21 protein-coding genes are annotated in these 24,027 nt (G+C 70.9%); 9 read left to right on the top strand and 12 right to left on the bottom strand.

Features of this window, described 5'->3' with window-relative positions:
* Window position 1: 1 nt before the first annotated feature.
* The 4 genes from egtD to VHA73_06965 form a co-directional block, all read right to left on the bottom strand.
* Window positions 2-994 carry an L-histidine N(alpha)-methyltransferase gene (gene egtD, locus VHA73_06980; protein ID HVX17759.1) on the bottom strand — a complete coding sequence of 331 codons (993 nt, stop codon included), beginning with the start codon at window positions 992-994 and terminating at the stop codon, window positions 2-4.
* Between the two features lie 55 nt (window positions 995-1,049).
* Window positions 1,050-2,363: an ergothioneine biosynthesis protein EgtB gene (gene egtB / locus VHA73_06975; GenBank protein HVX17758.1), complete on the bottom strand. Its 1,314-nt coding sequence runs from the start codon at window positions 2,361-2,363 to the stop codon at window positions 1,050-1,052.
* Window positions 2,364-2,466: 103 nt separating this feature from the next.
* Window positions 2,467-4,083, bottom strand: a complete 1,617-nt coding sequence (locus tag VHA73_06970; GenBank protein ID HVX17757.1) for an acyl-CoA synthetase — start codon at window positions 4,081-4,083, stop codon at window positions 2,467-2,469.
* Window positions 4,084-4,173: 90 nt separating this feature from the next.
* A complete protein-coding gene (locus tag VHA73_06965) occupies window positions 4,174-5,829 on the bottom strand; it encodes a wax ester/triacylglycerol synthase family O-acyltransferase (protein HVX17756.1) in 1,656 nt (551 codons plus the stop codon).
* A gap of 118 nt (window positions 5,830-5,947) precedes the next feature.
* Here VHA73_06965 and VHA73_06960 point away from each other — a divergent pair, with 118 nt between their 5' ends.
* From VHA73_06960 to VHA73_06950, 3 genes are all read left to right on the top strand, one after another.
* The gene (locus tag VHA73_06960) at window positions 5,948-7,201 is read left to right on the top strand and encodes an alpha/beta hydrolase (GenBank protein HVX17755.1); all 1,254 of its coding nucleotides are present in this window, start codon (window positions 5,948-5,950) and stop codon (window positions 7,199-7,201) included.
* A gap of 72 nt (window positions 7,202-7,273) precedes the next feature.
* Window positions 7,274-8,500, top strand: a complete 1,227-nt coding sequence (locus VHA73_06955) for an acyl-CoA dehydrogenase family protein (GenBank protein HVX17754.1) — start codon at window positions 7,274-7,276, stop codon at window positions 8,498-8,500.
* A gap of 10 nt (window positions 8,501-8,510) precedes the next feature.
* Window positions 8,511-9,095 carry a TetR family transcriptional regulator gene (locus VHA73_06950; protein HVX17753.1) on the top strand — a complete coding sequence of 195 codons (585 nt, stop codon included), beginning with the start codon at window positions 8,511-8,513 and terminating at the stop codon, window positions 9,093-9,095.
* Window positions 9,096-9,165: 70 nt separating this feature from the next.
* Here the strand turns inward: VHA73_06950 and VHA73_06945 are convergent, their stop codons facing one another.
* From VHA73_06945 to VHA73_06930, 4 genes are all read right to left on the bottom strand, one after another.
* Window positions 9,166-10,569: a leucyl aminopeptidase gene (locus VHA73_06945; protein ID HVX17752.1), complete on the bottom strand. Its 1,404-nt coding sequence runs from the start codon at window positions 10,567-10,569 to the stop codon at window positions 9,166-9,168.
* A gap of 39 nt (window positions 10,570-10,608) precedes the next feature.
* Complete coding sequence (locus tag VHA73_06940; GenBank protein ID HVX17751.1) at window positions 10,609-11,373, bottom strand: L,D-transpeptidase family protein; 765 nt, start codon at window positions 11,371-11,373, stop codon at window positions 10,609-10,611.
* A 133-nt stretch (window positions 11,374-11,506) separates the two neighbouring features.
* Window positions 11,507-12,082, bottom strand: coding sequence for a TetR/AcrR family transcriptional regulator (locus VHA73_06935; protein HVX17750.1), 576 nt, complete (start codon window positions 12,080-12,082; stop codon window positions 11,507-11,509).
* Window positions 12,079-13,665, bottom strand: coding sequence for an MFS transporter (locus tag VHA73_06930; GenBank protein ID HVX17749.1), 1,587 nt, complete (start codon window positions 13,663-13,665; stop codon window positions 12,079-12,081). The genes VHA73_06935 and VHA73_06930 overlap by 4 nt, the downstream gene beginning before the upstream one ends.
* A 197-nt stretch (window positions 13,666-13,862) precedes the next feature.
* Here VHA73_06930 and VHA73_06925 point away from each other — a divergent pair, with 197 nt between their 5' ends.
* The 5 genes from VHA73_06925 to VHA73_06905 all read left to right on the top strand — a co-directional run bounded on the left by VHA73_06925 (window position 13,863) and on the right by VHA73_06905 (window position 18,311).
* Window positions 13,863-14,327 carry an OB-fold domain-containing protein gene (locus VHA73_06925; protein ID HVX17748.1) on the top strand — a complete coding sequence of 155 codons (465 nt, stop codon included), beginning with the start codon at window positions 13,863-13,865 and terminating at the stop codon, window positions 14,325-14,327.
* Window positions 14,327-14,866: a Zn-ribbon domain-containing OB-fold protein gene (locus tag VHA73_06920; protein HVX17747.1), complete on the top strand. Its 540-nt coding sequence runs from the start codon at window positions 14,327-14,329 to the stop codon at window positions 14,864-14,866. Before VHA73_06925 ends, VHA73_06920 begins: the two co-directional genes overlap by 1 nt.
* Window positions 14,866-15,930, top strand: a complete 1,065-nt coding sequence (locus tag VHA73_06915) for a thiolase domain-containing protein (protein ID HVX17746.1) — start codon at window positions 14,866-14,868, stop codon at window positions 15,928-15,930. The genes VHA73_06920 and VHA73_06915 overlap by 1 nt, the downstream gene beginning before the upstream one ends.
* Entirely contained in the window at window positions 15,930-17,090 is a 1,161-nt protein-coding gene (locus tag VHA73_06910; GenBank protein HVX17745.1) for a thiolase domain-containing protein, read from the top strand. Before VHA73_06915 ends, VHA73_06910 begins: the two co-directional genes overlap by 1 nt.
* 117 nt (window positions 17,091-17,207) lie before the next feature.
* Window positions 17,208-18,311, top strand: a complete 1,104-nt coding sequence (locus VHA73_06905; GenBank protein HVX17744.1) for a class I SAM-dependent methyltransferase — start codon at window positions 17,208-17,210, stop codon at window positions 18,309-18,311.
* A gap of 15 nt (window positions 18,312-18,326) precedes the next feature.
* Here VHA73_06905 and VHA73_06900 read toward each other — a convergent pair whose 3' ends face one another.
* Window positions 18,327-19,379, bottom strand: coding sequence for a Rieske 2Fe-2S domain-containing protein (locus tag VHA73_06900; protein HVX17743.1), 1,053 nt, complete (start codon window positions 19,377-19,379; stop codon window positions 18,327-18,329).
* Window positions 19,380-19,574: 195 nt separating this feature from the next.
* On the opposite strand from VHA73_06900, the gene VHA73_06895 reads away from it, so the two are divergent.
* Window positions 19,575-20,609 carry an LLM class F420-dependent oxidoreductase gene (locus tag VHA73_06895; GenBank protein HVX17742.1) on the top strand — a complete coding sequence of 345 codons (1,035 nt, stop codon included), beginning with the start codon at window positions 19,575-19,577 and terminating at the stop codon, window positions 20,607-20,609.
* A 78-nt stretch (window positions 20,610-20,687) separates the two neighbouring features.
* Here VHA73_06895 and VHA73_06890 read toward each other — a convergent pair whose 3' ends face one another.
* From VHA73_06890 to VHA73_06880, 3 genes are all read right to left on the bottom strand, one after another.
* Entirely contained in the window at window positions 20,688-21,443 is a 756-nt protein-coding gene (locus VHA73_06890; protein ID HVX17741.1) for a hypothetical protein, read from the bottom strand.
* Window positions 21,444-21,520: 77 nt separating this feature from the next.
* Window positions 21,521-22,807: an Ig-like domain-containing protein gene (locus VHA73_06885; GenBank protein ID HVX17740.1), complete on the bottom strand. Its 1,287-nt coding sequence runs from the start codon at window positions 22,805-22,807 to the stop codon at window positions 21,521-21,523.
* Window positions 22,808-22,922: 115 nt separating this feature from the next.
* Entirely contained in the window at window positions 22,923-23,921 is a 999-nt protein-coding gene (locus VHA73_06880; protein ID HVX17739.1) for a hypothetical protein, read from the bottom strand.
* Window positions 23,922-24,027 lie beyond the last annotated feature (106 nt).

Genomic DNA, 24,027 nt, shown 5'->3' with positions numbered 1-24,027 from the left:
GTCAGCGTCGCCAGAGCGACACGGCGAAGTCGCCCGGGTCATCGGTCCACCACCCGGCGGCGCGGAACCCTGCGGCGCACACGTCGGCGGTGACGAGGTCGCGGTCGAACTTGGTCGACAGCTCGGTGCGCACACCTTCGCCTCTCGCGAAGTCGACGCTCAGGCCGAGATCGGCAACTTGCACGGTCTGGGCCTCGGACGAGCGGAGCCACATCTCGATGCGGTGCTGTGGTTCGTTCCAGCGGGCCTCGTGGTCGAACGACGCCAACTCGAAGTCGGCGCCGAGCTCGCGGTTGAGGACCGCCAGCACGTTGCGGTTGAACGCCGCAGTGACGCCGCCGGGATCGTCGTACGCGGCGAGCAGGCGCGGGCGATCCTTGATCAAGTCGGTGCCGAGCAGCAGCGCTTCGCCGGGCTCGAGCACCTCGGCCATCGTCGCCAGGAAGCAGGCCCGCTGTTCGGGGTCGAGGTTGCCGATCGTGGAGCCGAGCAGCGCGACGGTGCGGCACCCGGGGGTGGGCAGCTCGTCGAGATGCCGCTCGAAGTCGCCGACCACCCCCACCACACCGAGATCGGGGTAGCGGTCGTCGAGGACCGCCGCTGCGTAGCGCAGGATCCCCTCGCTGACGTCGAATGGCACGAACGTGTGGACGCCGGTGGCGACGAGCGCGTCGAGCAGCAGGCGGGTCTTGTCCGACGTGCCCGATCCCAGCTCGACCAGCACTTCTGCGCCGGTCGCGGCGGCGATCTCGGCAGCGTGGCGGGCGAGGATCCGGCGTTCGGCCTCGGTCGGGTAGTACTCGGGGAGACGGGTGATCTCGTCGAAGAGCTCGCTGCCGCGGTCGTCGTAGAACCACTTCGGCGACAGCCACTTCGGGTCGGCGGTGAGGCCGGCGGCGACCTCCTCGCGCAGCGTCTCGTGGAGGTCGTCGTCAGTGAGGTGCACCTCGATGGGCACGGTGGCGGAGGCGGACATGGCGTGGGATGCGGGCACAGCAGGGTCCTTGGGAAGGGCGGGCGCGCAGGGACGACCGGCGGGTGGGTGCGGGTCAGGCGTCGGCGGCCAGGCGGAGCCCGGCGAACGCCCAGCGGGCAGCGGGCGGGAAGAAGTTGCGGTACGTAGGCCGGACGTGGCCGGCCGGTGTGATCGCGCAACCACCCCGCAGCACTTGCTGGTTGCACATGAACTTGCCGTTGTACTCACCGACCGCGCCGGGCGCGACCCGGAAGCCGGGGTACGGCGCGTACGAGCTCGACGTCCATTCCCACACGTCGCCATACAGCTGGCGCAGGCGTGGTTGCGGACCGTCGGCCCCGGTGCCAGCGACGGGGTGGAGGTGGCCGGCGGAAAGGTCGTTGAAGACCGGTGGTGGCGCGTCCGACGCGGCGGCGTGCTCCCACTCGGCTTCGGTGGGGAGCCGGGCGCCGGCCCAGTGGGCGAACGCGTCGGCCTCGAAGTAGCTGACGTGCACGACCGGCTCGGCCGGGTCGACGGCCCGCAGACCGTCGAGCGTGAAGACCTGCCAACCGCCGTCGCCGCCGCCCTGCCAGTAGAAGGGCGCGATCCATCCCTGCTGTTGCACGGTCGCCCAGCCTTCGGAGAGCCACAGGCCCGGCTGCGAGTAGCCACCGTCGTCGATGAACGCCAACCAGTCGCCGCACGTGACCGGGTTGGTCGCCAACCGGAACGGTTCGAGATGCTCGCGATGGCGGGGCACCTCGTTGTCGAACGCGAAGCCGTCGCCGCAGTGGCCGATCTCGACCAGGCCCCCGTCGAAGTCGACCCAGCCGATCGACGCCGGTACGGCAGCGGATCGGGCGGGGGAGGTGGCGGCACCCGTACGGCCAGGGCGGGTGCGGTACGAAGGGAACGTGGGGTTGCACGACAGCACGTGCTTGATGTCCATGAGCAGCAGCTCTTGGTGCTGTTGTTCATGGTGGAGGCCGAGCGTGACCAGCTCCACGATGCGGTCGCGGGTCGAGGCCGGGTGGTCGTCGAGCGAGTCCAACAAGTCGAGCATCTGCTCGTCGGTGGCGGCCCGGTAAGCGGCAACTTCGGCGATGCCGGGGCGGGAGATCACCCCGCGGCGGTCGCGGGCGTGTCGCTGGCCGACGGCCTCGTAGTACGAGTTGAACAAGTACGCGAAGGCCGGGTCGTGCGGCTGGAAAGCCGGCAGGTGGGGGGCGAGGAGGAAGGTCTCGAAGAACCAGGTGGTGTGCGCCCGATGCCACTTGGTGGGACTGACGTCGGGCATCGACTGCACCACTTGGTCCTCGGGCGACAGGGGCGTGGCGAGGGTCTCGGTGAGGGTGCGCACCTCGCAGTACCGGGCGCGCAGGTCAGACGGTCCGGCGGCGCCCATCAGTCGTGCCCGAACTGGGCATGCACCCACTCGTCGTCGCGGATCGGTGGCAGGTCGAGACAGCTCAATTCCAACCCGAACATGTCGACCATGCGGTTCTGCATCAGACACCCTCCGCGATCTTGGTGGCCCAGGGGTAGTCGGGTTTGCCGCTCGGCGAGCGGACGACCGTGTCGACGATCACGAGCTTGCGCGGCACTTTGTAGCGGGCGATGCGCGCCCGGCAGTGCTCCTGCACCGCGTCGAGCGTGGGCGCGGCTTGCCCGTCGACCAGCTGGAGCAGCGCGCACACCGCTTGGCCCCAGCGCTCGTCGGTCACGCCGACCACGATCGCGTCGGCGATCGCCGGGTGGTCCTTCAGCGCGCCTTCGACTTCTTCGGGGTAGATCTTCTCGCCGCCGGAGTTGATCGATGCCGAGCCACGGCCCAGCAACGTGATCGTGCCGTCGGCTTCGTGGCGGGCCCAGTCGCCGGGCATGGCGTAGCGGGTGCCGTCGGGGCCGGTCACGAACGTGCGGGCCGTCCGCTCGGGGTCCTTGTGGTAGCCGAGCGGGATGTTGCCGGCGCGGGCGAGCCTGCCGACTTCGGGCGACCCGGCCGGGAGCGGGCTGAGGTCCTCGCCGAGCACGAAGCTGCCTTCGAGCCCTTCGACGCTCACGCCGATGCCTTCTTTGCGCTCGGCGCCCGAGGGGATGATCGCCTGCCCGTTGTGGCCGGTCTCGGTCGAACCGATCGCGTCCACGAGGATCAGCCCGGGGAAGCGGTCGAGGAACCGCTGCTTGAGCACCGGCGAGAAGCTCACGGCCGAGCTCGACAGCACGAACAGTGACGACAAGTCCCAGCGGTCAGGTTCGGCGTCGAGTGCCTCGATGAGCGGGCGGGCCATGGCGTCGCCGGTGATGAACATCGTCTGGACCTTCTCGTCGTCGACGAGTTGCCAGGCCGCCTCGGCCGAGAACTTCGGGATGAACACCACCGTGTTGCCTTCGAAGAACATCCGCAGCGTGCCCCACTGCGCGGCCCCGTGCATGAGCGGCGGCGTGCAGAACGAGATCATCGGCGACTCGGAGGTCCTCGCCTTCTCTGCCGGCTCGAACTCGTCGGTCACGTGGTGGCCGGTGTACGCGTCGACGCCGCCGCCGAGGGCGTAGTACACGTCTTCTTGGCGCCACAGCACGCCTTTGGGCATGCCGGTCGTGCCGCCCGTGTACAGCACGTACAAGTCGTCGGGGGAGCGCGGGCCGAAGTCGCGGTCGGCGCTTCCCGCGGCCACAGCGTCCTCGAACGGCACCGCGCCGAGCGCCGAGGCGTCGGTGCCGGACCCGTCGTCGATCACCACGAACGTGCGCAGGGCCGGCAGCTCGGGCGCCACCTCGGCGACGCGGGGTGCGAAGGTGGCGTCGAACACCAGGCCGACGAGGTCGGCGTTGTCGAACAGGTAGCGCAACTCGTCGGCGACGTAGCGGAAGTTGACGTTGATCGGCACCGCACGGATCTTGAAGGCGGCCAGCATCGCCACCACCCACGCTTCGGAGTTCAGGCCGTAGATCCCGACGTGGTCGCCGACGCCGATGCCCTGGCCGGCGAGATGGTGGGCGAAGCGGGTGGCCCGCTCGTCGAGCTCGGCGTACGTCGGCCGCCGTGGCCCGGCCACGAGCGCCAGCCGGTCAGGGACGACGTCGACCGCGTGCTCGAACAGGTCGGCGATGTTGAAGGCCATGAAACACGTTCTAGCGCGCGTGTCCCGGCGTTGGACCCAGCAGGGCGACGGGTCTGGCGGGCCGAGGCCCGGCGCGGGTGAGGGCCCGGTCTACGACTTGGGCTTGGCGGCGCGGGTGGCCGCGGCCCGCTTGCGTGTGGCGGGCGTGGCGGTCGACGCCTTCGTCGCCCGTCTGGCCGTGGTGGCCTTGGTGCCCGCCCGCTTGGTGCCCGCCCGCTTGGTGGGCGCGGGCTTGGCCGACGATCCGGTGGCGGCGGGCGCGGCCTGCCCGGCCGCCGCCGTCGCGGCCTTGCCGTTCGACGCGCCGCTGCGGGTCCGGGCGGCGGCGAGCAACTCGGCCATGGCGGGTCCGGCGCCAGCGGCCATGTCCCACACGTCGGGCACCAGCTCGCGGCACACCACGAGCCCGATGTCGACGTTGTCCTGGTAGCTGAACACCGTGATGTTGAGGCCACAGCCCTCCATCACGGGGCCCAGCGGGTACGTGGCGAGCATCTCGGCCCCCGCGAAGTACATCGGGAACGGCGGGCCGGGCACGTTGGACACGACCGCGTTGTGCACAGGCCGGTGGCGGCCCGCGAGCGACCAACCCGAGTAGAGGCGGGCCGCCAGGTTGAAGACGTTGGGCGGCGCGTACTCGGCCCAGCCCATCAAGGTCTCCGCTCCGATCGCCTTGTGCTCCTCTTTGGCTCCCTTGGTGGACTCGGCGATCGCCAGCAGGCGCTCGCCGGGATCGGCGATGTCGGTGGCGAGCGACACGAACATCGCCGACACCTGGTTGATCGACTCGCGCTCGGTGCCGTCGTGGACCGAGATCGGGCACGTGACGAGCAGCGGTGTATCGGGGACGCCGCCATGGTGGTCGAGGTAGCGGCGCAACATGCCGGCGCACAGCGCGAGCACAACGTCGTTCACCTTCACGTCGAACGCGGTCTTCACTTCCTTGATGTCGTCGAGCGAGACGCGCGCGAGACCCACCGAGCGGTGCGCGGTGACCGACTCGTTCCACGGGCAGCGCGGCGCGGTCAGCGGCACGGCCCCCACGCCCTTGGTCGGGTCGCGGCGGCCCTGGATCACGTTGTTCACCGACTCGACGGTGGTGCGCAGCAGGGGCAGCAGGCCGGTGGCCTTGCGAACGCGGGAGCGGACCGCGTGCTGCACCAGCTCGAGGTCGGTGGGGATGTGGTCGTCGCGCGGGTCGAACTGCTGCTCGGGCACCGGCTCGCCAGTGAGCGCCGCGAGGTCGGCCGCCGCACCCCGACCCCCGCCGTCGGGGGTCAGGTCGAACAGGTTCATCATGATGTCGGCGCCCGACACGCCGTCGACCGCGGCGTGATGCACCTTGGTGACCACGCCGATCCGGCCGTGCCTGAGGTTCTCGATCACCCACATCTCCCACAGCGGCCGGCTGCGGTCGAGCGGGGTGCCGGCGATCTGAGCCGCCAGCGCGCCGAGCTCGCGGCGACCGCCGGGCGAGGGCGCGCCGATGCGTCGCAAGTGGTAGTCGAGGTCGAAAGTCGGGTCGTCGACCCACACCGGGTGCGCGAGGCGGAACGGCACCTCGGCGATGCGGCGACGGAACAGCGGGAGGTCTTGCTTGGACTCGATGAAGTCGCGGAGCCGCTCGAAGGAGTACCCGCCGGGCATGGTCGACGGGTCGAGCACCATCGTCATGCACACGTGCATGTGATGGGAGGGCGTTTCCAAGTACAGAAACGAGGCGTCGAGGCCAGAAAGCCGCTTCATGGGGCCCTCCCTGTCGGGGAATGGTCGAGGGACGCGAGTTTTCCACCCGGTTCGCCGTGCCGCACCTTCGATCCTCCACGATCTGGCCGGTGGGAGCGTGTGCGGCAAGACTCCCCGCATGGGATGGGTTCTGCTGGCGCTCGGCAGCGTGAGCGCGCTCTTCACGGTGAACGCCCGGTACCCCAGCCGCAACCGGTGGCTGGTCGCGCCGAGCTTCTTCGCCTCGTGGCTCACGATCGAGCTCGCGCCCCAACTGTTGCTGGGCCAAGCGGCGATCGCTGCAGTGTTGTGCGTGTTCGGCGCGCTGGGCTCGGCGCCGGGGTGGGTCGGGCTGGTGCTGTGCGCGCTGTCGTGGGTGGGCCTGCTCGCCATGGTGGCGCAGGCCCAGCGGAGCGCGTCGACCATGCGGGCCGCGCTGGTCGACACGATCGGCGCCGAGGCCGGGTCGCGCTTGTCGCGGGGTGCCCTCCTCATGCCGTTCGTCCATCGGGCCAAGGGCGTGGCGTCGAAGCGCAACATCGTGTTCGCTCGGGCCGGCGGGCGGCGCCTCACGCTCGACGTCTTCCACCCGGTCGACATGAAGCCGGGTGATCGTCGCCCGACGATCCTGCAGATCCACGGGGGCGCCTGGGTCCTCGGGTTCCGCCAGATGCAGAGCATCCCGCTGCGGAACCACCTCGTCGCCAACGGGTGGGTGTGGGTCGACACCGACTACCGCCTCGCCCCGGCGGCCGGTTGGCCCGATTTCCTCGTCGACTGCAAACGGGCGCTGGCGTGGACCCGCGAGCACGCAGAGGAGTGGGGGATCGACCCCGACTTCGTGTGCGTGACCGGGAACTCCGCCGGCGGCCACCTCAGCTCGCTGGTGGCGCTCACCCAGAACGACCCCCGGTACCAACCCGGGTTCGAGGACGCCGACACCAGCGTCCAGGGCGCGGTCCCGATCTACGGCGTGTACGACTTCACCAACCGCAACCGGTCGATGCACGACGACTGGGTGCCGACGTTCCTCGAGCCGTGGGTGATGAAGGCGTTCCACGACGAGCAGCCCGACTTGTTCCGCGACGCCTCACCCATCGACCAGGCCAACGCCGACGCACCACCGATGCTCGTGGTGCACGGCGACCGCGACACCTTGGCGCCCGTGGCCGACGCCCGCACGTTCGTCGACGCGGTCCGCGCCGCGTCCCGCCAACCGGTGCTCTATGCCGAGCTGCACGGCGCGCAGCACGCCTTCGACATGTTCCCGTCGCTGCGGTCCCTGCCGGTGGTCGAGGCGATCGAGCGCTTCCTCCATTGGGTCCATACAAGCCGCCTCGAGGCCGACCCCGCCGCCAAGTCCCCCCCGAAATCCCGTGCTGTGAGCAGTTAGCCACCTGGTGGGTGGCCAAGTGCTCACAGCAGGACGGGGGTTGGGACGAGAACGTGTTCTACTCTCGGGCCGATGGATTTCGGGGACACGCCGGAGGAGGCCGAGTTCCGGGCGCGGGCTCGGGCCTGGCTCGAAGCGAACGCCCCGGCCAGGGGGAGCGCGGATGACTTTTCCGACGGCTACCTGAACGGCCAGTTCACCGAAGCCGAGCACGCCGAGAACTGCAAGCGTTGGCAGCGCGCGTTGCACGAGGGCGGTTGGGCGGGTCTGGCGTGGCCGGTGGCCTTCGGCGGGCAGGGTCGTCCGGCCATCGAGCAGGCCGTGTTCAACCAGGAGATGACCGGGTTCGGCGTGTCGGTGGGTGTGTTCGCCGTGGCCCACGGCATGGTGGCACCGACGCTCATGCGTCACGGCACCCCGGAGCAACAACGGCGGTTCTTGCCGGCCATGCTGCGCGGCGACGAGCTGTGGTGCCAGTTGTTCAGTGAGCCGGCCGCGGGGTCCGACCTCGCCGGCATCACCACTCGTGCCGTGCGCGACGGTGACGAGTTCGTGGTGACCGGCCAGAAGGTGTGGACGTCGAGCGCGGCCGAGAGCGACTGGGGCATCCTCCTCGCCCGCACGGATCCCGACCAACCCAAGCACCAGGGCATCACGTTCTTCGTGGTCGACATGCGCAGCCCCGGCATCACGGTGCGACCGCTCGTCCAGATGAACACGCTGTCGCACTTCAACGAGGTCTTCCTCGACCAGGTGCGCATCCCGGCAGCCAACGTCGTGGGCGACGTCGACGGTGGCTGGCGCGTCGCCGTGACCACCTTGTCGAACGAGCGCGCCGCCATCGGCGGGTCGAGCAAGGGCGACGAGTTCCTCCAGCTCGTCGACCGGGCGCGAGCGCTCGGCCGCACCGGCGAGCCCGTGATGCGCCAGCGTCTGGCCGCGGCGTTCGTGCGCCACCACATCCTCCGCTTCCTCCGCTACCGCATGCAGACCGCGGTGAGCCAGGGCCGAGCGCCCGGGCCGGAAGCCTCGATCATGAAGCTCGTGTACACGCAGCACGTGAAGTCCATGGCCCAGATCGGCACCGACTTGGCGGGGCCGGGCGGGATGCTGTGGCGAGGGCCGGACGCCGACACGTTCTGGCAAGGCCGGATGCTGATGTCGCTGTCGCTGTCGATCGGCGGGGGCACCGACGAGATGCAGCGCAACGCGGTGGCCGAACGGAGCCTGGGGCTACCTGGCGAAGTGCGCGCCGACCGCGACGTCCCGTTCCGCGACCTCGTCCGCGCGGGTCGTTAGCCTCGCCCCGATGTTCGACGCGGAGGACCTGCCCCAGGGCCAGGCTGCCCGCCGCCAGCGGGTCGTCGAAGCCGCGCTCGCGCTGGCGGCCGACGGTGGCTACGACGCGGTGCAGATGCGCGACGTTGGCCGCGAGGCGGGCGTGGCGCTCGGCACCATCTACCGGTACTTCTCCTCGAAGGACCATCTGCTCGCGGCCGCGCTGGTGTCGTGGGTCGACGTGCTCGAACAGCAGATCTCGCGCCGGCCGCCGACCGGGGCCACGACCGCGGAGCGGGTCGCCGACATCTTGCGTCGAGCGCACCGGGCGATGCAGCGCCAACCCCGACTGGCCGAAGCGGTGGTGACCGCGCTCGTGTCGGCTGATCCGGCCACCGCCGTGCCCCAGCGCCAGGTCGGCGAATCGATGGGTCGAGTGCTGTCGCGGGCGATGTCCGACGATCTCGACCAGGCATTTGCCGACCAGGTGATCATGGTGCTCACCCACGTCTGGTACTCGGCGTTGATCATCTGGATCAACGGGAGCGGCGACATCGCCGCGGCGGCCGACGATGTCGAGACCGCCTGCCATCTGATGCTCGACCACGTCGAGTAGCGGCCGGGGCCCACGGAGGTCGGACACCGGTCGCCCGGCACGCCCGGGGCTGCTTGGCCCTCCGCCAGGCTCAGTGCGGGTGGGTGAACTTCGCCATCAGCTCGATGAGCGTGCGCACCGCGAAGCCGGTGCCGCCGGCGGGGAAGTCCTGGTCCTGGCTCTCGGCGAACGCCGGGCCCGCGATGTCGAGGTGCGCCCACGGCGTGTCGCCGACGAACTCCGCGAGGAACAGGCCCGCCACGATGGTGCCGCCGTACGCACCGCCGACGTTCTTCAAGTCGGCGATCTTCGAGTCGAGGTCCTTGCGGTACTCGCGGTGCAGGGGCAGCGGCCACAGGCGCTCGTCGACCGCGTCGCCCGCGGCCCGGACCTGCTCGGCGAAGCCGTCGTGGTTGGACAGCACCGCGGCGACCTTGCGGCCGAGCGCCACCATCGCCGCGCCGGTGAGGGTGGCGACGTCGACGATCGCGTGGGGCGACTCGGCGGCGGCCGCCAGCAACCCATCGGCGAGGATCAGCCGGCCTTCGGCATCGGTGTTGAGCACTTCGACCGTGGTGCCGTCGGAGTACGTGATGACGTCGCCGAGGCGCTGCGCGTCGCCGCCCGTCATGTTGTCGGTGAGCGGGAGGAAGGCCCGCACCCGGGTCTTGACCCCGAGGTCACGCGCGGCGGAGACCGCCGCGGCCACCGCGGCGGCGCCAGCCATGTCCATCTTCATGGTGAGCATCGACGCGTTGGGCTTCAGCGACAGCCCCCCGGAATCGAACGTGATGCCTTTGCCGACCAGGGCGAGGGTGCCGCGGCTGCGGCCTTCGGGCTCGTACGTGAGCTCCACGAACCGCGGCTCGTGCTGTGACCCGCGGTTCACGGCGAGCAGGCCGGAGTAGCCCAGCCGCTCGATCGACTTGGCGTCGTGGATGGTGGCGACTGCACCGCCCGACCTGGCCAACGCGGCGATCGACTCGGCGAGCACCGCCGGCACGAGCGTGCCGCCCGGCTCGTTCACCAGGTCGCGCGCGGCGCAGACGGCCTGGGCGATCCGCGCGCCGCGGTCGAGCGCGGCCTTGGCGCGCGCCCCGCCGGTGCCGACCACGATCACCCGCTCGAGCTCGGAGGCCTTGGCGTCGCGCTTGTACTTGTCAAACGAGTACGCGCCGAGCACGAAGCCTTCGGCCACCGCTTGGCTCGGTGGCAGGTTGGTGGCCACGAAGTGGTTGCGCTTGAGGGCACGGCCGGCGGCCGTTGCGGCGCGGCGGAGGTTCTCGCTGTTGGGCACTCCGCCTTCGGCGACCTCGCCGAGCCCGACGAGCAGGCGGCCCGGCAGCCACAGGATCTGACCGACCTTGCCGTCGAAGTCGACCGTCTTGGCGTACTCGGCAACCGCCTCGGGCAGCTCCGCGTTGGCGGCGACGCCTTCGACGGTCACCTCGGCGTGGGCCGGCAGCTCTCGGGTGAGCTCGAATGTGATCGGCACGGTGCCTCCGCTCGCTCGTGGGTGCAGGGTCTGAGCTTGTCAGGTGTGGATCACGACGGGCGTGCCGGGCGCGACGCGGCCGGCGAGCTCGGTCCAAAAGGCGTTCGGGACGCGGACGCAACCGTGGCTCACCGACTGGCCGATCAGGCCGGGCTCGTTGGTGCCGTGGATCCCGATCTGGCCGGGTCCGCCGCCGAAGGTCTCATACACGTTGGAGAACGCCGCCAGGCCGAACGCGCCGGCGCCGTAGGGGCCGGTGTCGTACGACAGCCGGATGGTCGACGTGACGTAGAAGTGGCCCGTCGGGGTTGGGGACGCGGGCTTGCCGACCACCGCGAGCGACGAGAGCACCGGCTGGCCGTGGTCGAAGAGCGTGACTGTGTGCGCGGTGAGGTTCACGACGATCCGTTGCGTGAGGTGGCGCAGCCGCACGTCGGACGACCGGACCCAGGCCGTGGCTTCGTTGGGCCGTGCGGGCACTTGCACGTGGACCCACCCAGGTTGACGCCCGACGACGAGGAACACCAACGCCCCGCCCTCGGGCGTCTCGGACATCGAACGGCCCGATGTCTGGCCCGGTGAGCTGTACAGCTCGACCGCAGGTACGACCGCGTCGGCCGCCCACGACCCGGGGTCGACGGGGACCTCGAGCGTGCCGTCGACGGTCGAGGACTGCGTGGTGACGGCCTGCGCCACGTCGAGCGTGGCGGCTCTGCCGTCGTTGGCGATCGTGATGACGCCGACCAGCACCAACACCGCGGACGCGAGCCCCACGAAGAACGACGGGATCCGACCGGGACGCACGGCTCCACGCTACGCGATCGGTCGCGCGGCATCGATCCCGCGGCAGGCGGATCGAGGTCGACGCCACCCGCCCGCGGCCGGCGGGCAGCCGGAGTAGGCCGGCAGCCGCGGCTGGCATGGCCGGCAGGCAGGTTCAGCCGGCAGCGGGGCTCGTCAGCGCGAGCCGGACGAGGCGTTCGATCTCGGCCCGTCGGAGCGGCTTGCGGAGCAGCAGGCGCCGGTAGAAGACCGCGCCGACGAGCGACGTCTGCACGTGGTCCGCATCGACGCCATCGGCGAGGTCGCCGCCGGCGCGGGCCGCACGCAGCCGCGCGGCGAGCATCGAGCGGCGCTCCGCGATGTGCGCGTCGAGCGCGGCCGCCACCTCGGGATCGTGTTCGGCGCGAGCGATCAACGCCGGAAGTGCCTTGCCGTAGCGGCCCTGGTGGAGGCGTCGGTTGAGGCTCACCATCGAAGTGATGAGGTCGGTCCGGAGGTCGCCCGAATCGGGGATCGGCTCGCAGCTGGCGAGCACCGGGACGATGTCGCGCACCAGCGCTGAGCGGTCGGGCCAATGGCGATAGATCGTGGTCTTGGCCACCCCGGAGCGGGCGGCGATCGCCTCGATGGTCACGGCGTCGATGCCCGACTCGGTGAGGAGCTCGACTGTTGCATCGACGATGGCGGCCTTCGATCGACAAACGCGTGGGTCGTCGACGGTGGTGGTCACGACGGCACCGCCGCCTCGGCCGGAGCAGAGGAGGTGCGGCCCGCCGCAGCGGGGTCGGGCACGTGGCGGGCGCCAGGGCGCAACTCGGCCGGCATCCGCCACCACACGATCACCGCACCGAGCAACGTGAGCGCGGCGCCGACCCACATCGCCACGAGGATGCCGCTCGCGAACGCCGAGCGGGCGGCATCGGCGATCGCCGCGCCCGCCGTGCCGTGGCGGCCGGCCACACCGAGGGCAGGTCCGATCCCGTGCAGCACCGTGGAGCCGTCGGCTGCCGAGAGGTGGTGGACCGTCGGCCCCATGGCGGCGCGGTACTTCGATGCGAGCAGGCTGCCGAGCACGGCGATGCCGAGCGCGCCGCCGAGCTCACGGGTGGTGTCGTTGACCGCAGACCCGACGCCGGCCTTGTTCAACGGCAGCGAAGCGATGATGGCGCCGGTTGCCGGCGCGGTGGCGAAGCCCATCCCGGTGCCGATCACCCCCAGCCCCACCAGGACCAGCCACGACGGCCCCGTGCGGCCCAGGTACGCCAGCGCGATCATGCCGCCGCCGATCAGGACCAGGCCCGACGTGAGGACTTTGCGGTAGCCGTAACGCTCCACCAGCGCCGCGCTGCGGGGCGCGGAGATCATCTGGGTGATCCCCGACGGCAACGAGTACAGACCCGCACGCAACGGCGACATGCCGAGCACGAGCTGGAGGTACTGGGTCAACAAGAAGTATGACCCGAACAGGCTGAGGAACGATCCCGAGATCGAGATGCAGCCGAGGCTGAACCGTTCGTCGTGGAAGAAGGCGAGGTCGAGCATCGGGTCGGGGGCGCGTCGCTCCCAGGTGATGAACACGCCGCCGAGCACGACCGCCAGCGCGATCGAGCCGAGGATCTGCGGGTCGCCCCAGCCCCAGGCGGGACCTTGGATCAGGCCGAACAGCAGCGACGTGAGCGCCGCGATCGACAGCAGTGCTCCGATGCGGTCGAGCGGCGCCTGGCTGGTGTCGCGCGAGGTCGGCAACAGCACCATGCCGGCAGCCAGGGCGATGGCCACGATCGGCACGTTCAACAAGAACACCGAGCCCCACCAGAAGTGCTCCATCAAGTAGCCCGACATGAGCAGCCCCGCGGCGACGCTGGCGCCGGCTACGCCGGCCCAGATCGCGATGGCCTTGGGTCGCTCGCGGGGAGGGAACACCGACGCGAGGATCGACAGCGTGCCCGGCATGACGAACGCCGCAGCCACACCCATCACCCCGCGGGCGGCGATCACCTGCCAGCTGTGGGTGGCCTGGCTGGCGAACAGCGAGGCGAGGCCGAACACCACGAGGCCACCTTGGAGCGCGCCCTTGCGACCGAAGCGATCGCCCAGCGCGCCGGCTGGGAGCAGGAGGCCCGCGAACAGCAAGGAGTACGCGTCGACCATCCACTGCTGCGCCGTGAACGAGGAGTGCAGCGTGTCGCCCAGGTCGGGGAGCGCGATGTTGAGGCCGACGTTGCCCATCACGATCATCACCAGGCTGAGGCAGAGCACGCCCAAGATGAGCCAGCGGCGTTCGTACGCGTGGCCCCCGGGTTGTTCGATCATGGCGGTGCTCCGTCGGGCGGTGAGGCGAACCTCGGCACGCTAAGGAGCGCCGTGGGGAAACGCAACGCGCGCGTAGCGAAATGCCGGTGCGCCATCGGCCACGGCGGCGCCGAACTTCGGCGAGTTGTGGGGGTCACGCGACCCACAACTCGCCGAAAGTCGGCAGCGAACTAGAATCTGTTCTAGTTTCGGCGGACGTGGCGACAGAGATCGAAGTGAGCGACCAGGGGGTCATGTCGGCCCCATCGGTCATCGAGTACCCGTTTACGCGCACCACCGGGCCGGTGATCGGCGCGTTCATGACCGGGTTGCGCGAAGGCATCCTGGTCGGGAGCCGCACCGAGGCCGGCGAGGTCGTGGTCCCGCCGATCGAGTTCGACCCGGTGAGCGGCAACGACCTCAGTGAAATGGTCGAGGTGGGTCCGGCCGGCGTGGTGACGACGTGGGCCTGGGTCGGCGACCCGCACGACAAGCACCCGCTCGACCGCCCCTTCGCCTGGGCGCTGATCCAGCTCGACGGCGCGGCCACCGGGTTGCTGCACGCCGTCGACGCGGGGTCGGCCGACGCCATGTCGACCGGTATGCGGGTCGTGCCGCAGTGGCGCGACGACCGCGAGGGCGAGATCACCGACATCGTGGCTTTCGTGCCGGAGGAGGGCTGATGGCCGAGGTACAGCTTCCGGAGCGCCTGCAGGGCCTCGAGCCGGTGCGTTCGGTCCGCACGCCGGCGCGGCTCGACTACCAGTTCACCGCCGGCGCCGCGTCGTCGCGGTTCCTGCAGGGCATCGCGAACAAGCGGATCCTCGGTGAGCGCTGCCCGATCTGCAAGAAGGTGTACGTGCCGCCGCGGGGAGCGTGCCCGTCCCACGGCGTGCCGACCACCGAGCAGGTCGAGCTGGCCCACAAAGGCACGGTCGTGTCGTTCTGTGTGGTCAACGTGCAGTTCTACGGGTCGGTGATGGAGATCCCGTATGTGTGCGCCAACATCCAGCTCGACGGCGCCGACCTCCCGCTCATGGGGCTCATCCAGGAGGCCAAGGCATCCGACGTTCGCATCGGGATGCGGGTCGAGGCGGTCTGGGTCGACGACGAGGATCTCGCCCCCACGCTCGAGAGCATCAAGTGGTACCGGCCGATCGACGAGCCCGACGTCGACGTGCACCAACCCGGCGAGCACGGGTGGGAAGGGGTCGAGGACTGATGCGCGACGTCGCCGTCGTCTCCTTCGCCCAGTCGCAGCCGCACCAGCGCCGGGTCACCAACGCGAACGAAGTCGAGATGCTGATGCCGGTCACTCGGGCGGCACTCGACCAGGTCGGCCTCACCATCCGCGACATCGGCTTCACGTGTTCGGGCTCCACCGACTACCTGGCCGGGGTGGCGTTCTCGTTCGTGTCCACCCTCGACGGGGTGGGGCCGTGGCCGCCGATCGCCGAGTCGCATGTCGAGATGGACGGTGCGTGGGCGCTGTACGAAGCGTGGGTCAAGCTCCAGATGGGCGAGATCGACACCGCGTTCGTGTACTGCTACTCGAAGTCGTCGCCGGGTGACCTGCCGATGGTGCTCACCCGTCAGCTCGACCCGTTCTCCGAAGGCCCGTTGTGGCCCGACTCCGTCTCGATCGCTGCGCTCCAGGCCCGCGCCGCGCTCGACGCGGGGGTCGCGACCGAAGCCGACATGGCCGAAGTCGCCGCGCGCAGCCGCCGTGACGCGCTCGCCAACAACCCGGCCGCGCAGCTTCGCTTCGACCGTCCGGCCGACGAGTTGCTCGCCGACCCGTACCTGATCGCTCCGCTGCGGCGTCACGACTGCCCGCCGATCACCGATGGCGCGGCCGCCGTCGTGTTGGCCGCAGGCGACCGGGCCCGCGAGCTCGTCAACCGCCCCGCGTGGATCCGCGGGATCGACCATCGCATCGACCCGATGACCATCGGGCGGCGCAACCTCACCGACGTGCCGTCGGCGCGGCTGGCTGCGGAGAAGGCCGGCGTCGCGTCGGGCAGCGTCGACGTCGCGGAGCTGCACGCCCCGTTCACCCATCAGGAGCTGTTGCTGCGCAAGGCGATCGGCTTGGCCGACAGCGTGACGGTGAACCCGTCGGGTGGCGCGCTGTGCGCCAACCCGATGATGGCGGCGGGCCTGGTCCGCATCGGCGAAGCGGCGAACCGCGTGATGGCCGGCGAGGCGGGCCGGGCCGTGGCCCACGCCACGCAAGGCCCGGCGCTGCAACAGAACTTGGTCTGCGTGCTCGAGGGAGAGAGCTGATGGCGAAGGAACGGGTCGGGGTCATCGGCATCGGCCAGACCAATCACACCTCGGTGCGCGGCGATGTGTCGGTCACGGGACTCGTGCGAGAGGCCGCCAAGCGGGCGCTGGCCGACGCCGAGCTCACCTGGGCCGACATCGACGCCGTCGTGATCGGCAAGGCGCCGGACTTCTTCGAGGGCGTGATGATGCCGGAGCTCTTCCTCGCCGAAGCGCTCGGCTGCACCGGCAAGCCGATGTTGCGGGTCCACACCGCTGGCTCGGTGGGTGGGTCGACGGCCATCGTCGCAGCGAGCTTGGTGCAGGCGGGCATCCACGAGCGGGTGTTGACGGTGTGCTTCGAGAAGCAGTCGGAGTCGGAGGCCATGTGGGCCTTGTCGATCCCGATCCCGTTCACACCACCTCTTCACGCCGGCGCCGGCGGCTACTTCGCGCCGCACATCCGCTCGTACATGCGGCGCTCGGGCGCGCCCGACACCACCGGGATCTTGGTGGCGCTCAAGGACCGCACGAACGCGCTGAAGAACCCGTACGCGCACCTCCACGAAGAGGACGTCTCGTTCGACAAGATCAAGGACTCGGTCATGTTGTGGGACCCGGTCCGCTACTCCGAGACGTGCCCGTCGTCCGACGGCGCCTGCGCGCTGGTGCTGGCGTCGGAGTCGGCGGCAGCCAAGGCGCCGCGACCGCCAGCGTGGGTCCACGGCACCGCCATGCGCAGCGAGCCGACCATGTCGGCCGACCGCGACCCCGTGCTGCCGCGCGCCGGATCCGAGTGCGCCCGCGACGTCTACCGCCAGGCAGGCATCACCGACCCGCGCCGCGAGATCGACTGCGTCGAGATGTACGTCCCGTTCAGCTGGTTCGAGCCGATGTGGCTGGAGAACCTAGGTTTCGCCGGCCCCGGTGAAGGCTGGCGCATGGTCGAAGACGGCGTCACCGCCATGGACGGCGATCTGCCCGTGAACATGTCGGGCGGGGTGCTGTCGTCGAACCCGATCGGCGCGTCGGGCATGTTGCGCTTCGGCGAGGCGGCCATGCAGGTGCGCGGCCAGGCCGGCGAGCACCAGGTCGACGGCGCCCACGTGGCCCTCGGCCACGCGTACGGCGGCGGCTCCCAGTACTTCTCCATGTGGGTGGTCGGATCCGACAAACCCTGACCCGACCCGAGCTGACCTGACCTGACCGTCGCGTTCTGGGCACCCGAGAGCTGCCCAGTTCGGCGTCGGGGTGGGTGGGCGGGGAGTGCGGGAGTGGGCGCGCGTACAGTCGGTGCCATGGTTGACGCCACCACTGCTCCCACGGCCGACGAGCGAGACGCGGCCAGAGCAGCCAAGCGGGCATCCGCGGAGTTCTCCTTCGAGGTGTTCCAACGCGCGTCGGCCACCATGACCACTCTCATGGCCGCGATCGGTGACCGGCTCGGGCTCTTCGCCGGCCTCGCCGAGGGCCCGGCGACGGCCAGCGAGCTGGGCGCGCGGTCCGGCTGCCACGCCCGCTACGTGCGCGAGTGGGCCGCGGCGTTGACGGCTGCCGGCTACGTCGACCACGACGCGGCCACAGACCGGTTCTCGTTGCCCGACGCGCACCGCGCCGCGCTCGCCGACGAAGGCGGCACGCTGTTCCAAGGCGGGATGTTGCAGAACCTGCTCGGGGTCGTGCCGATGCTCGACGCCATCACCGACGCGTTCCGCAGCGGCGACGGGGTCGATCCGTCGCGCTACCCGCCCGACTGCTTCGAGGGCATGGCGCGCATGACCGGGGCGGCCCACGACAACGTGCTCGTCCCGAAATGGCTGCCGACCGTTCCCGACGTGCAGCAACGGCTGATCGACGGCTGCTCGGTGGCCGACGTCGGCTGCGGGCAAGGGCGTGCCATCACCGCGCTGGCCTGGGCCTTCCCGGCCTCCACCTTCACCGGTTACGACCCGTTGCCGGGGCAACTCGACGCGGCGCGGCGGCATGCACAGGCGACCGGGGTCGCCGACCGCATCCAGCTCGTGCGCGCGGACGCCATCGCCGGCCTGCCCGACCAGCACGACGTGATCTGGCTCTTCGACGTCCTGCACGACACCGCCGATCCCGCCGCGCTGGTGCGGTCGATCCATGACGCGCTGCACCCCGACGGCGTGGCCCTGGTGCTGGAACCGAACGCGGGCGACGCGCTCGCCGACAACGTCGGGCCTGTCGGCGCGCTGGAATACGGCATGAGCGTCCTGTACTGCCTGCCCGTGGCGCGCGCGGCGGGCGCCGAAGGCCTCGGGACGTTGGGCAGCACCGAAGCGACGCTGCGGGAGCTGTTCGACGGGGCCGGGTTCGTGTCGGTCACCGAAGCACCCATCGACAACCCGTTCAACCGTCTGTGGGTCGCCCGCCGCTGACGGCGATCCGGGCGGTCACTCGCCGATGCGAGCCGACGCGGTGGCCTTGGCCGGGGCATCGTCCATGCGGTCAGGCCAGTACGGCGGCGGGAACACGGTGCGCTCGTCGTCGACCGGCTCCGCGTAGAACTGGCTGATCCAGCGGCGGAACTTCATGATCGGCCCGTCGGTGTCGGCCAGCGCAGGGCGCACGAGGTGCGCTTTGTGCTCCCAGATCGGCTTGTCCTCGAGGAACTGCTTTTCGACCTCGGCGCAGAACGCCTTGCCGACGTTGGCCGTGGTCTGCTCGTCGCCCAGCGTCTTGAACCGGAAGTTGAACCGGGTGACGCAACGCGTGTGGTCGATCGGTGTGGTGGCCGCCAAGTTCACCGTGTCGACGATGCCACCGAAGTTCACCAGCGCCAGGCCCGGCCCGAACTGCTGGTTGTCGATGCGGGCCTCGACCACGCCCCGGGGCGTGACGAACTTCTGCGACGACAACATCTTGGTGAACGGGCCCTCGGTCTCATAGCTCTCGAGCTCGGGAACGGTGGCGGTGTTGTGGACGAACCGGAAGTGCGGTGAGTCGACGCCGTTCTCCGCCATCTCCTGCAGCGCGGCCTCCACCTCGTGCTCGAAGCGGATGGTGGTGGACCAGTCGGCGTTGTCGGCCGCGAACTCGGGCACTTCGGGGATGTCCCACTGCGGCTCGGCCCCGTCAGGGTGGTACCAGAACATCACCATGCCGTTGCGCTCGATGGTGGGGTACGTGGCGACACGACCCTTGCGGTTCACCCGCTCGCTGTAGGGGATCTCGCAGTTGACCCCTTCGGCGTCGAACTTCCAGCCGTGGAAGGGGCACACGAGCTGGGTGCCGTCGACGTGGCCGCCGTGGCCGAGGTGCGCGCCGAGGTGGGGGCAGAACGCATCCATCACGTGGGCGTCGCCATCTGCGTCGCGCCACCAGATCAGGTGGCGGTCGAAGTAGTAGAGCGGGCGGACCTCGCCGCCGGGCAGCTGGTCGGAGTAGCCCGCCATGAACCATCCGAACGGGAGCGGGAACGGGTAGCGGTGTGCGGTGGGTTGCATGGGTCGGCTCCGCGCGAACTAGAACGTGTTTCAATCATCATAGGAGGCGAGCCGGCGGCGAGCCGACCGACCGGCACGGCACCGGTTCACCAGTCGCAACCTGGCGAGGTGCCACCGGATGCACCACGGGAGGCCGGGATCGGCAACTGCCATAGGATCCCGCGGGAACGCCCGCGGGGCGCAACGGGAGGACGCGTGAAGCTCGGTTTGCAGGTTGGCTACTGGTTCGCGGGGCCGACCCCCGGCGTCGCCGAGCAAGTCGCGGCCGCGGAACGGCTCGGGTTCGACTCGATCTGGTTCGCCGAGGCGTACGGCTCTGACTGCTTCACGCCGCTGGCGTGGTACGGACAACAGACCTCGGGTGTGCAGCTCGGCACGGCGGTCTGCCAACTCTCCGCTCGCACGCCCACCGCCACCGCCATGACCGCGCTCACGCTCGACCACCTCACCGGCGGACGGATGATCCTGGGCCTCGGCGCGTCAGGCCCGCAGGTCGTCGAGGGGTGGTACGGCGAGCGCTACCCGCGGCCGCTCGCCCGCACCCGCGAGTACGTCGAGATCATCCGCCGGGTGCTGGCTCGTGAGGAGCCGCTGACCTTCGACGGCGACTTCTACCAGCTGCCACGGACCGGGCCTGACACCACGGGGCTCGGCAAGCCCATCAAGTCGATCACGCACCCGCGCCGCGCCGACCTCCCGATCTACCTGGGCGCCGAAGGCCCGAAGAACGTCGCGCTGGCGGCCGAGATCGCCGACGGCTGGCTGCCCCTGTTCATGGGCCCGGGCGGCGATGCGTACTACCGCGCCGCCTTGCAGGAAGGCTTCGACCGCCCCGGCGCGCGGCGTGGGTGGGACGACTTCGAGGTCTGCGCCACGGTGAGCGTCGTGGTGAACGACGACGTCGAGGTGGCGGTCGACAGCATCCGCCAGCACCTCGGCTTCTACATCGGCGGCATGGGTGCCCGTGACGTGAACTTCCACGCCGACGTGTTCTCGCGCATGGGCTATGAGGCGGAGGTCCACGACATCCAGGACCTGTTCCTGTCAGGTGCCAAGGCCGAGGCGATCGCCAGCGTCCCGCGCCAACTCGTCGAGGACATCGCGCTGGTCGGCCCGGTCGACAAGATCCGCGACGACCTGGCGCGCTGGGAAGAGACCTGCATCACCACGATGTTGGTGTCGGGTCCGCCGCTCGCGCTGGAAGTGATCGCCGACACGATCCGCGGCTGAACCCCGACGTCGATGCGGCGCGCCTGGCGGGGTGGGGGTGTGGGGCCGATGCTGCCGGTGGCGGCGTGGGCGGCCGGATCAGGGCAGCTCGGGTCGGGTGGCGGCGTCGGCGAAGCGGCGCAGCCGGGCGTACGCCACGGCCAGACGGCGGGCGTGCTCGCTGCTGGCGAAGTCGCCGAGCGCACGCTCGAGCTCTTCGTCGGTGGCGGGGTCGAGCAGGAATGCCGTGTACTGCTTGGCCGCGTCGCCGATGGCGTCGGGCGCGAGGTGTGCCACTGTGTCGGGCGCGTCGACGCGCAGCGGGCTCTCGCAGAGCAGCTCGACCAGATGTTGGGTGGCGGGGAGCCGTGCATTCGTCTGGCCGGCCAATGCGTGGTGCCACTCGCTGAAGTAGGGGTCGAGGTCGGCTTCGGCGATGGCGATGGCGTCGAGGATGCGGTGTGCCGCGAAGCCCGGGCCCACCCAGCGACCGAGGTTGTGTCGCCACCAGACGGTGAGGAACCGCCACACGGCCCGCCGCTCGGTGAGCGGCCAGGTCTGCCAGTTGGCGCGCTGCAGCTTGGTGGTCACCACCGCAGGGGTGATGCCGGGATGGTCGGCCGCCGAGAGCTCGAGAAGGCGGGGGAGGAGGCGTTTGAAGTCGTCGACCTCGCCCCAGGTGCTCACCGCCTTGCGGGCGTAGCGACCGAGCAGGTCGGCGGGTACGTCGCGGACCGGCGCGGCGCCCAGCCCCATGAGGTCGGCGTCGCTCACGCAGTGTGCGCAGGCCGGCATCGTGGCGCGGTACGGGTAGGGCGAAAATGCGAGGTAGAGCGCGTCGACGGCCGCGCGCACCTGAGCGTTGCTCGTTGGCTCCTTGGCCGTTGTGATGATCCACCCCCTTCGCAGAGCGCCCGCCGCCGGCGGCGATGCTATCGGCGGTGGCGACGAGCTGTCAGGTCTGTCAGCGTGGCGCCCACCAGGAGCAGCCCGCAGCCGATCATGGCCCACGAGCGCAACGGCGAGCCGGTGCGGGCCAGGGGCACCGCGTCGGCCGGCGCGGCGAGCTGCGCGGGAACGACGGTCACCGGCGGTGCGGTGGTCGGAGGGGTCGTGGGTGTGACCGCGGTGGTCGGCGGCGCGCCGGTCGGCGGTGCGGTGGTGGGCGGTGCGGTGGTTGGAGGGGTCGTGGGTGTGACCGCGGTGGTCGGCGGTGCGGTGGTCGGCGGTGCGGTGGTGGGCGGTGCGGTGGTGGGCGGTGCGGTGGTCGGAGGGGTCGTGGTGGGCGGCGGGGGCGTCGCGGCCAGGGTGGCCTCGGCGCGCAGGGGCCGCACCTTGGGCAGGATCACCCGCTGCGCGACGGCGCTCGTGGGTGCGAACAACGCGGGTTGGAGGTCGGGGACTTCGGCCTGCACCGCCACGGTGGCGGCGCCAGCGGGGCGCGTAACGGTGATGGATGCCGTGCCGTCGAGGCCGGTGGTGGCGACCAGACCCGCCGCCGTGGTGGCACCCGACAGGGCGAAGTCAACGACCACACCGGATACCGGTCGCCCGCCCGCGTCGACCACCGTCGCCACGGCTCTCGGCGGCGCCTCCGCACCGACCTGCGTGGTGGCGTCGTCGGCTGAGGCAGCGGCTGGCGTCACCCAGCGCACGCGCAACGCGATCGGGCCCACGAGCGAGCGGTGGGCTTCGCCGTCCGCGCGGATGGCCCGAGCCCGGGCCAGCACGTTGGCAGCCTTGCCCCCGAACCCGGCGATCTGGTCGGGGCGCAGCCGCTCGACGTGCAGGCGGCCGTAGGGGTACTGCGCCCCGCGCAGGTCATGGAGCGCCAGCATCACCCCAGCCGTGTCGATGGGGTCGGGGCTGCGGCCGTAGCGCCCGGCGATCCACGCCATGGCGGTGAGGTCGCCGGGAGCCAGGGGCAGTGTGGTCGGCCGGTAGCCGAGGGCGGCGTCCGGTGCCCGCGACCCGTGGTCGATGCAATAGGTGGTGCCGATGCCGGCGAGGTCATACGACCCGTACCAGCTCGTCCAGCCCAACACGGTGCCCTCGAAGCCCACACCGTGGCGGACGGCCGCGCGGGCCGGCACGGGGGTTGCCCACAACACGGCCAACCCGACCGCGGCGACGACGCCGACCAGGCGCGCGGCACGGCGGAGGGGCGACCGCGCGGCGGCGAGCGGAAGGGAAGGGGTGGCGACAGCCGGATCTGGCATGGCACGACCTCGATCAGACGGAGGATGGAGGTCGGCCGGGGCCGGCGAGTGGTGAAGATCGAAAGATATCGAAGGATCACGACAGTGGCAACCCGGTGCCAAGTCGGTGCGGCCGTCACCGATGGGTGCGCGGCGGTCGGCGGGCGCAGCAGCGCTCGAGGCGCTCGATGATGCCCTCGGGTGCGTTGGCCTCGATGAGGTCGAGCAGATCGCGCTCGGGCGGCCAGTGATCGACCAACCAGCTGCCCATCACGGCCGGGCCCACCCAGTCGAGGAGCAGCTGCGGCTCGTCGACCTCGATGTCGTCGAGGGCGCGCTCGGCGAGCTCGGGGAACTTGGCGAACAACCACGGCCAGCCCACGTGGTCGAGCTCGCGGTGCAACCGGCGGATGGTCGTGGTGCTGGGCGGATCGGCCCCCGGCGCGGCCTCGGCCAGCTCGGCCCGCAAGAGCGGGTGCACCGCCGCCGCGCGACGCCACGTGAGCGGCGCCTCGGGCTGCAGCGCCAGCGGGGCGACCGCATCGAGCCACATCCGCTGCACCCAGGTGGCGGGACCCGGTCGCTTCCGGTCCAGATCGATGCCGAGCGCGCGTGCGAGCAGGTCGGCCACGCGGCCCTCGGGTGGTTGATCGGCGCAGTCGGTCAGCAGCGCTCGGGCCGCCTTGTCACACGCATGGGTCGACCCCGCCGCGACCCCGTCGCGCGTGAACAGGTGCGTGTGCACGACCCGCCCGGGCTCCGGCGGTCGGCCACCGTCTGGTGCGGGCGACAGCGAGCGCACCGTGCCGCTGACCACCACGCCGATGCCATGCCAGTCGTCAGGCGCGTCGAAGCCGGCGAGCACCTGCACCGGATGCGTGGCACCCGGCTCGATCTCGCCGAGCGGGATCATGCCGATCTCGATCGGTTCGGGCTCCTCGGGCTGGAGCCGGATGCGCACGAGTTGCGGATCGCGCGGCGGGACGGAACGGCTCAACGCCTCGGCGATGTGGTGCAGCTCCGACGGGCCGAGCGGCGGCTCAGATGGGGCTGGGGGCCACGACGGGTCGCCGCCTGCGGCGGCGGGGGACGACGCGTGGGAGGAGGACTGGACAGAGGATCGTTGGGTCGACATGGACCGCTCCCTGCGGAGATGGCAGCGAGACGGTCGCGTGAGCGGGGTGACCGTGATCCCGTCGGGGTGGCCACGATCCAACCACACGGGTGTGACATTTGGGACC

The organism is Acidimicrobiales bacterium, from assembly GCA_035547835.1.
Taxonomy (GTDB): Bacteria; Actinomycetota; Acidimicrobiia; order Acidimicrobiales; family Iamiaceae; genus DASZTW01.
Note: the sequence above shows the minus strand (reverse complement) of the source record. Positions and strands in the feature narration are given on the sequence as shown.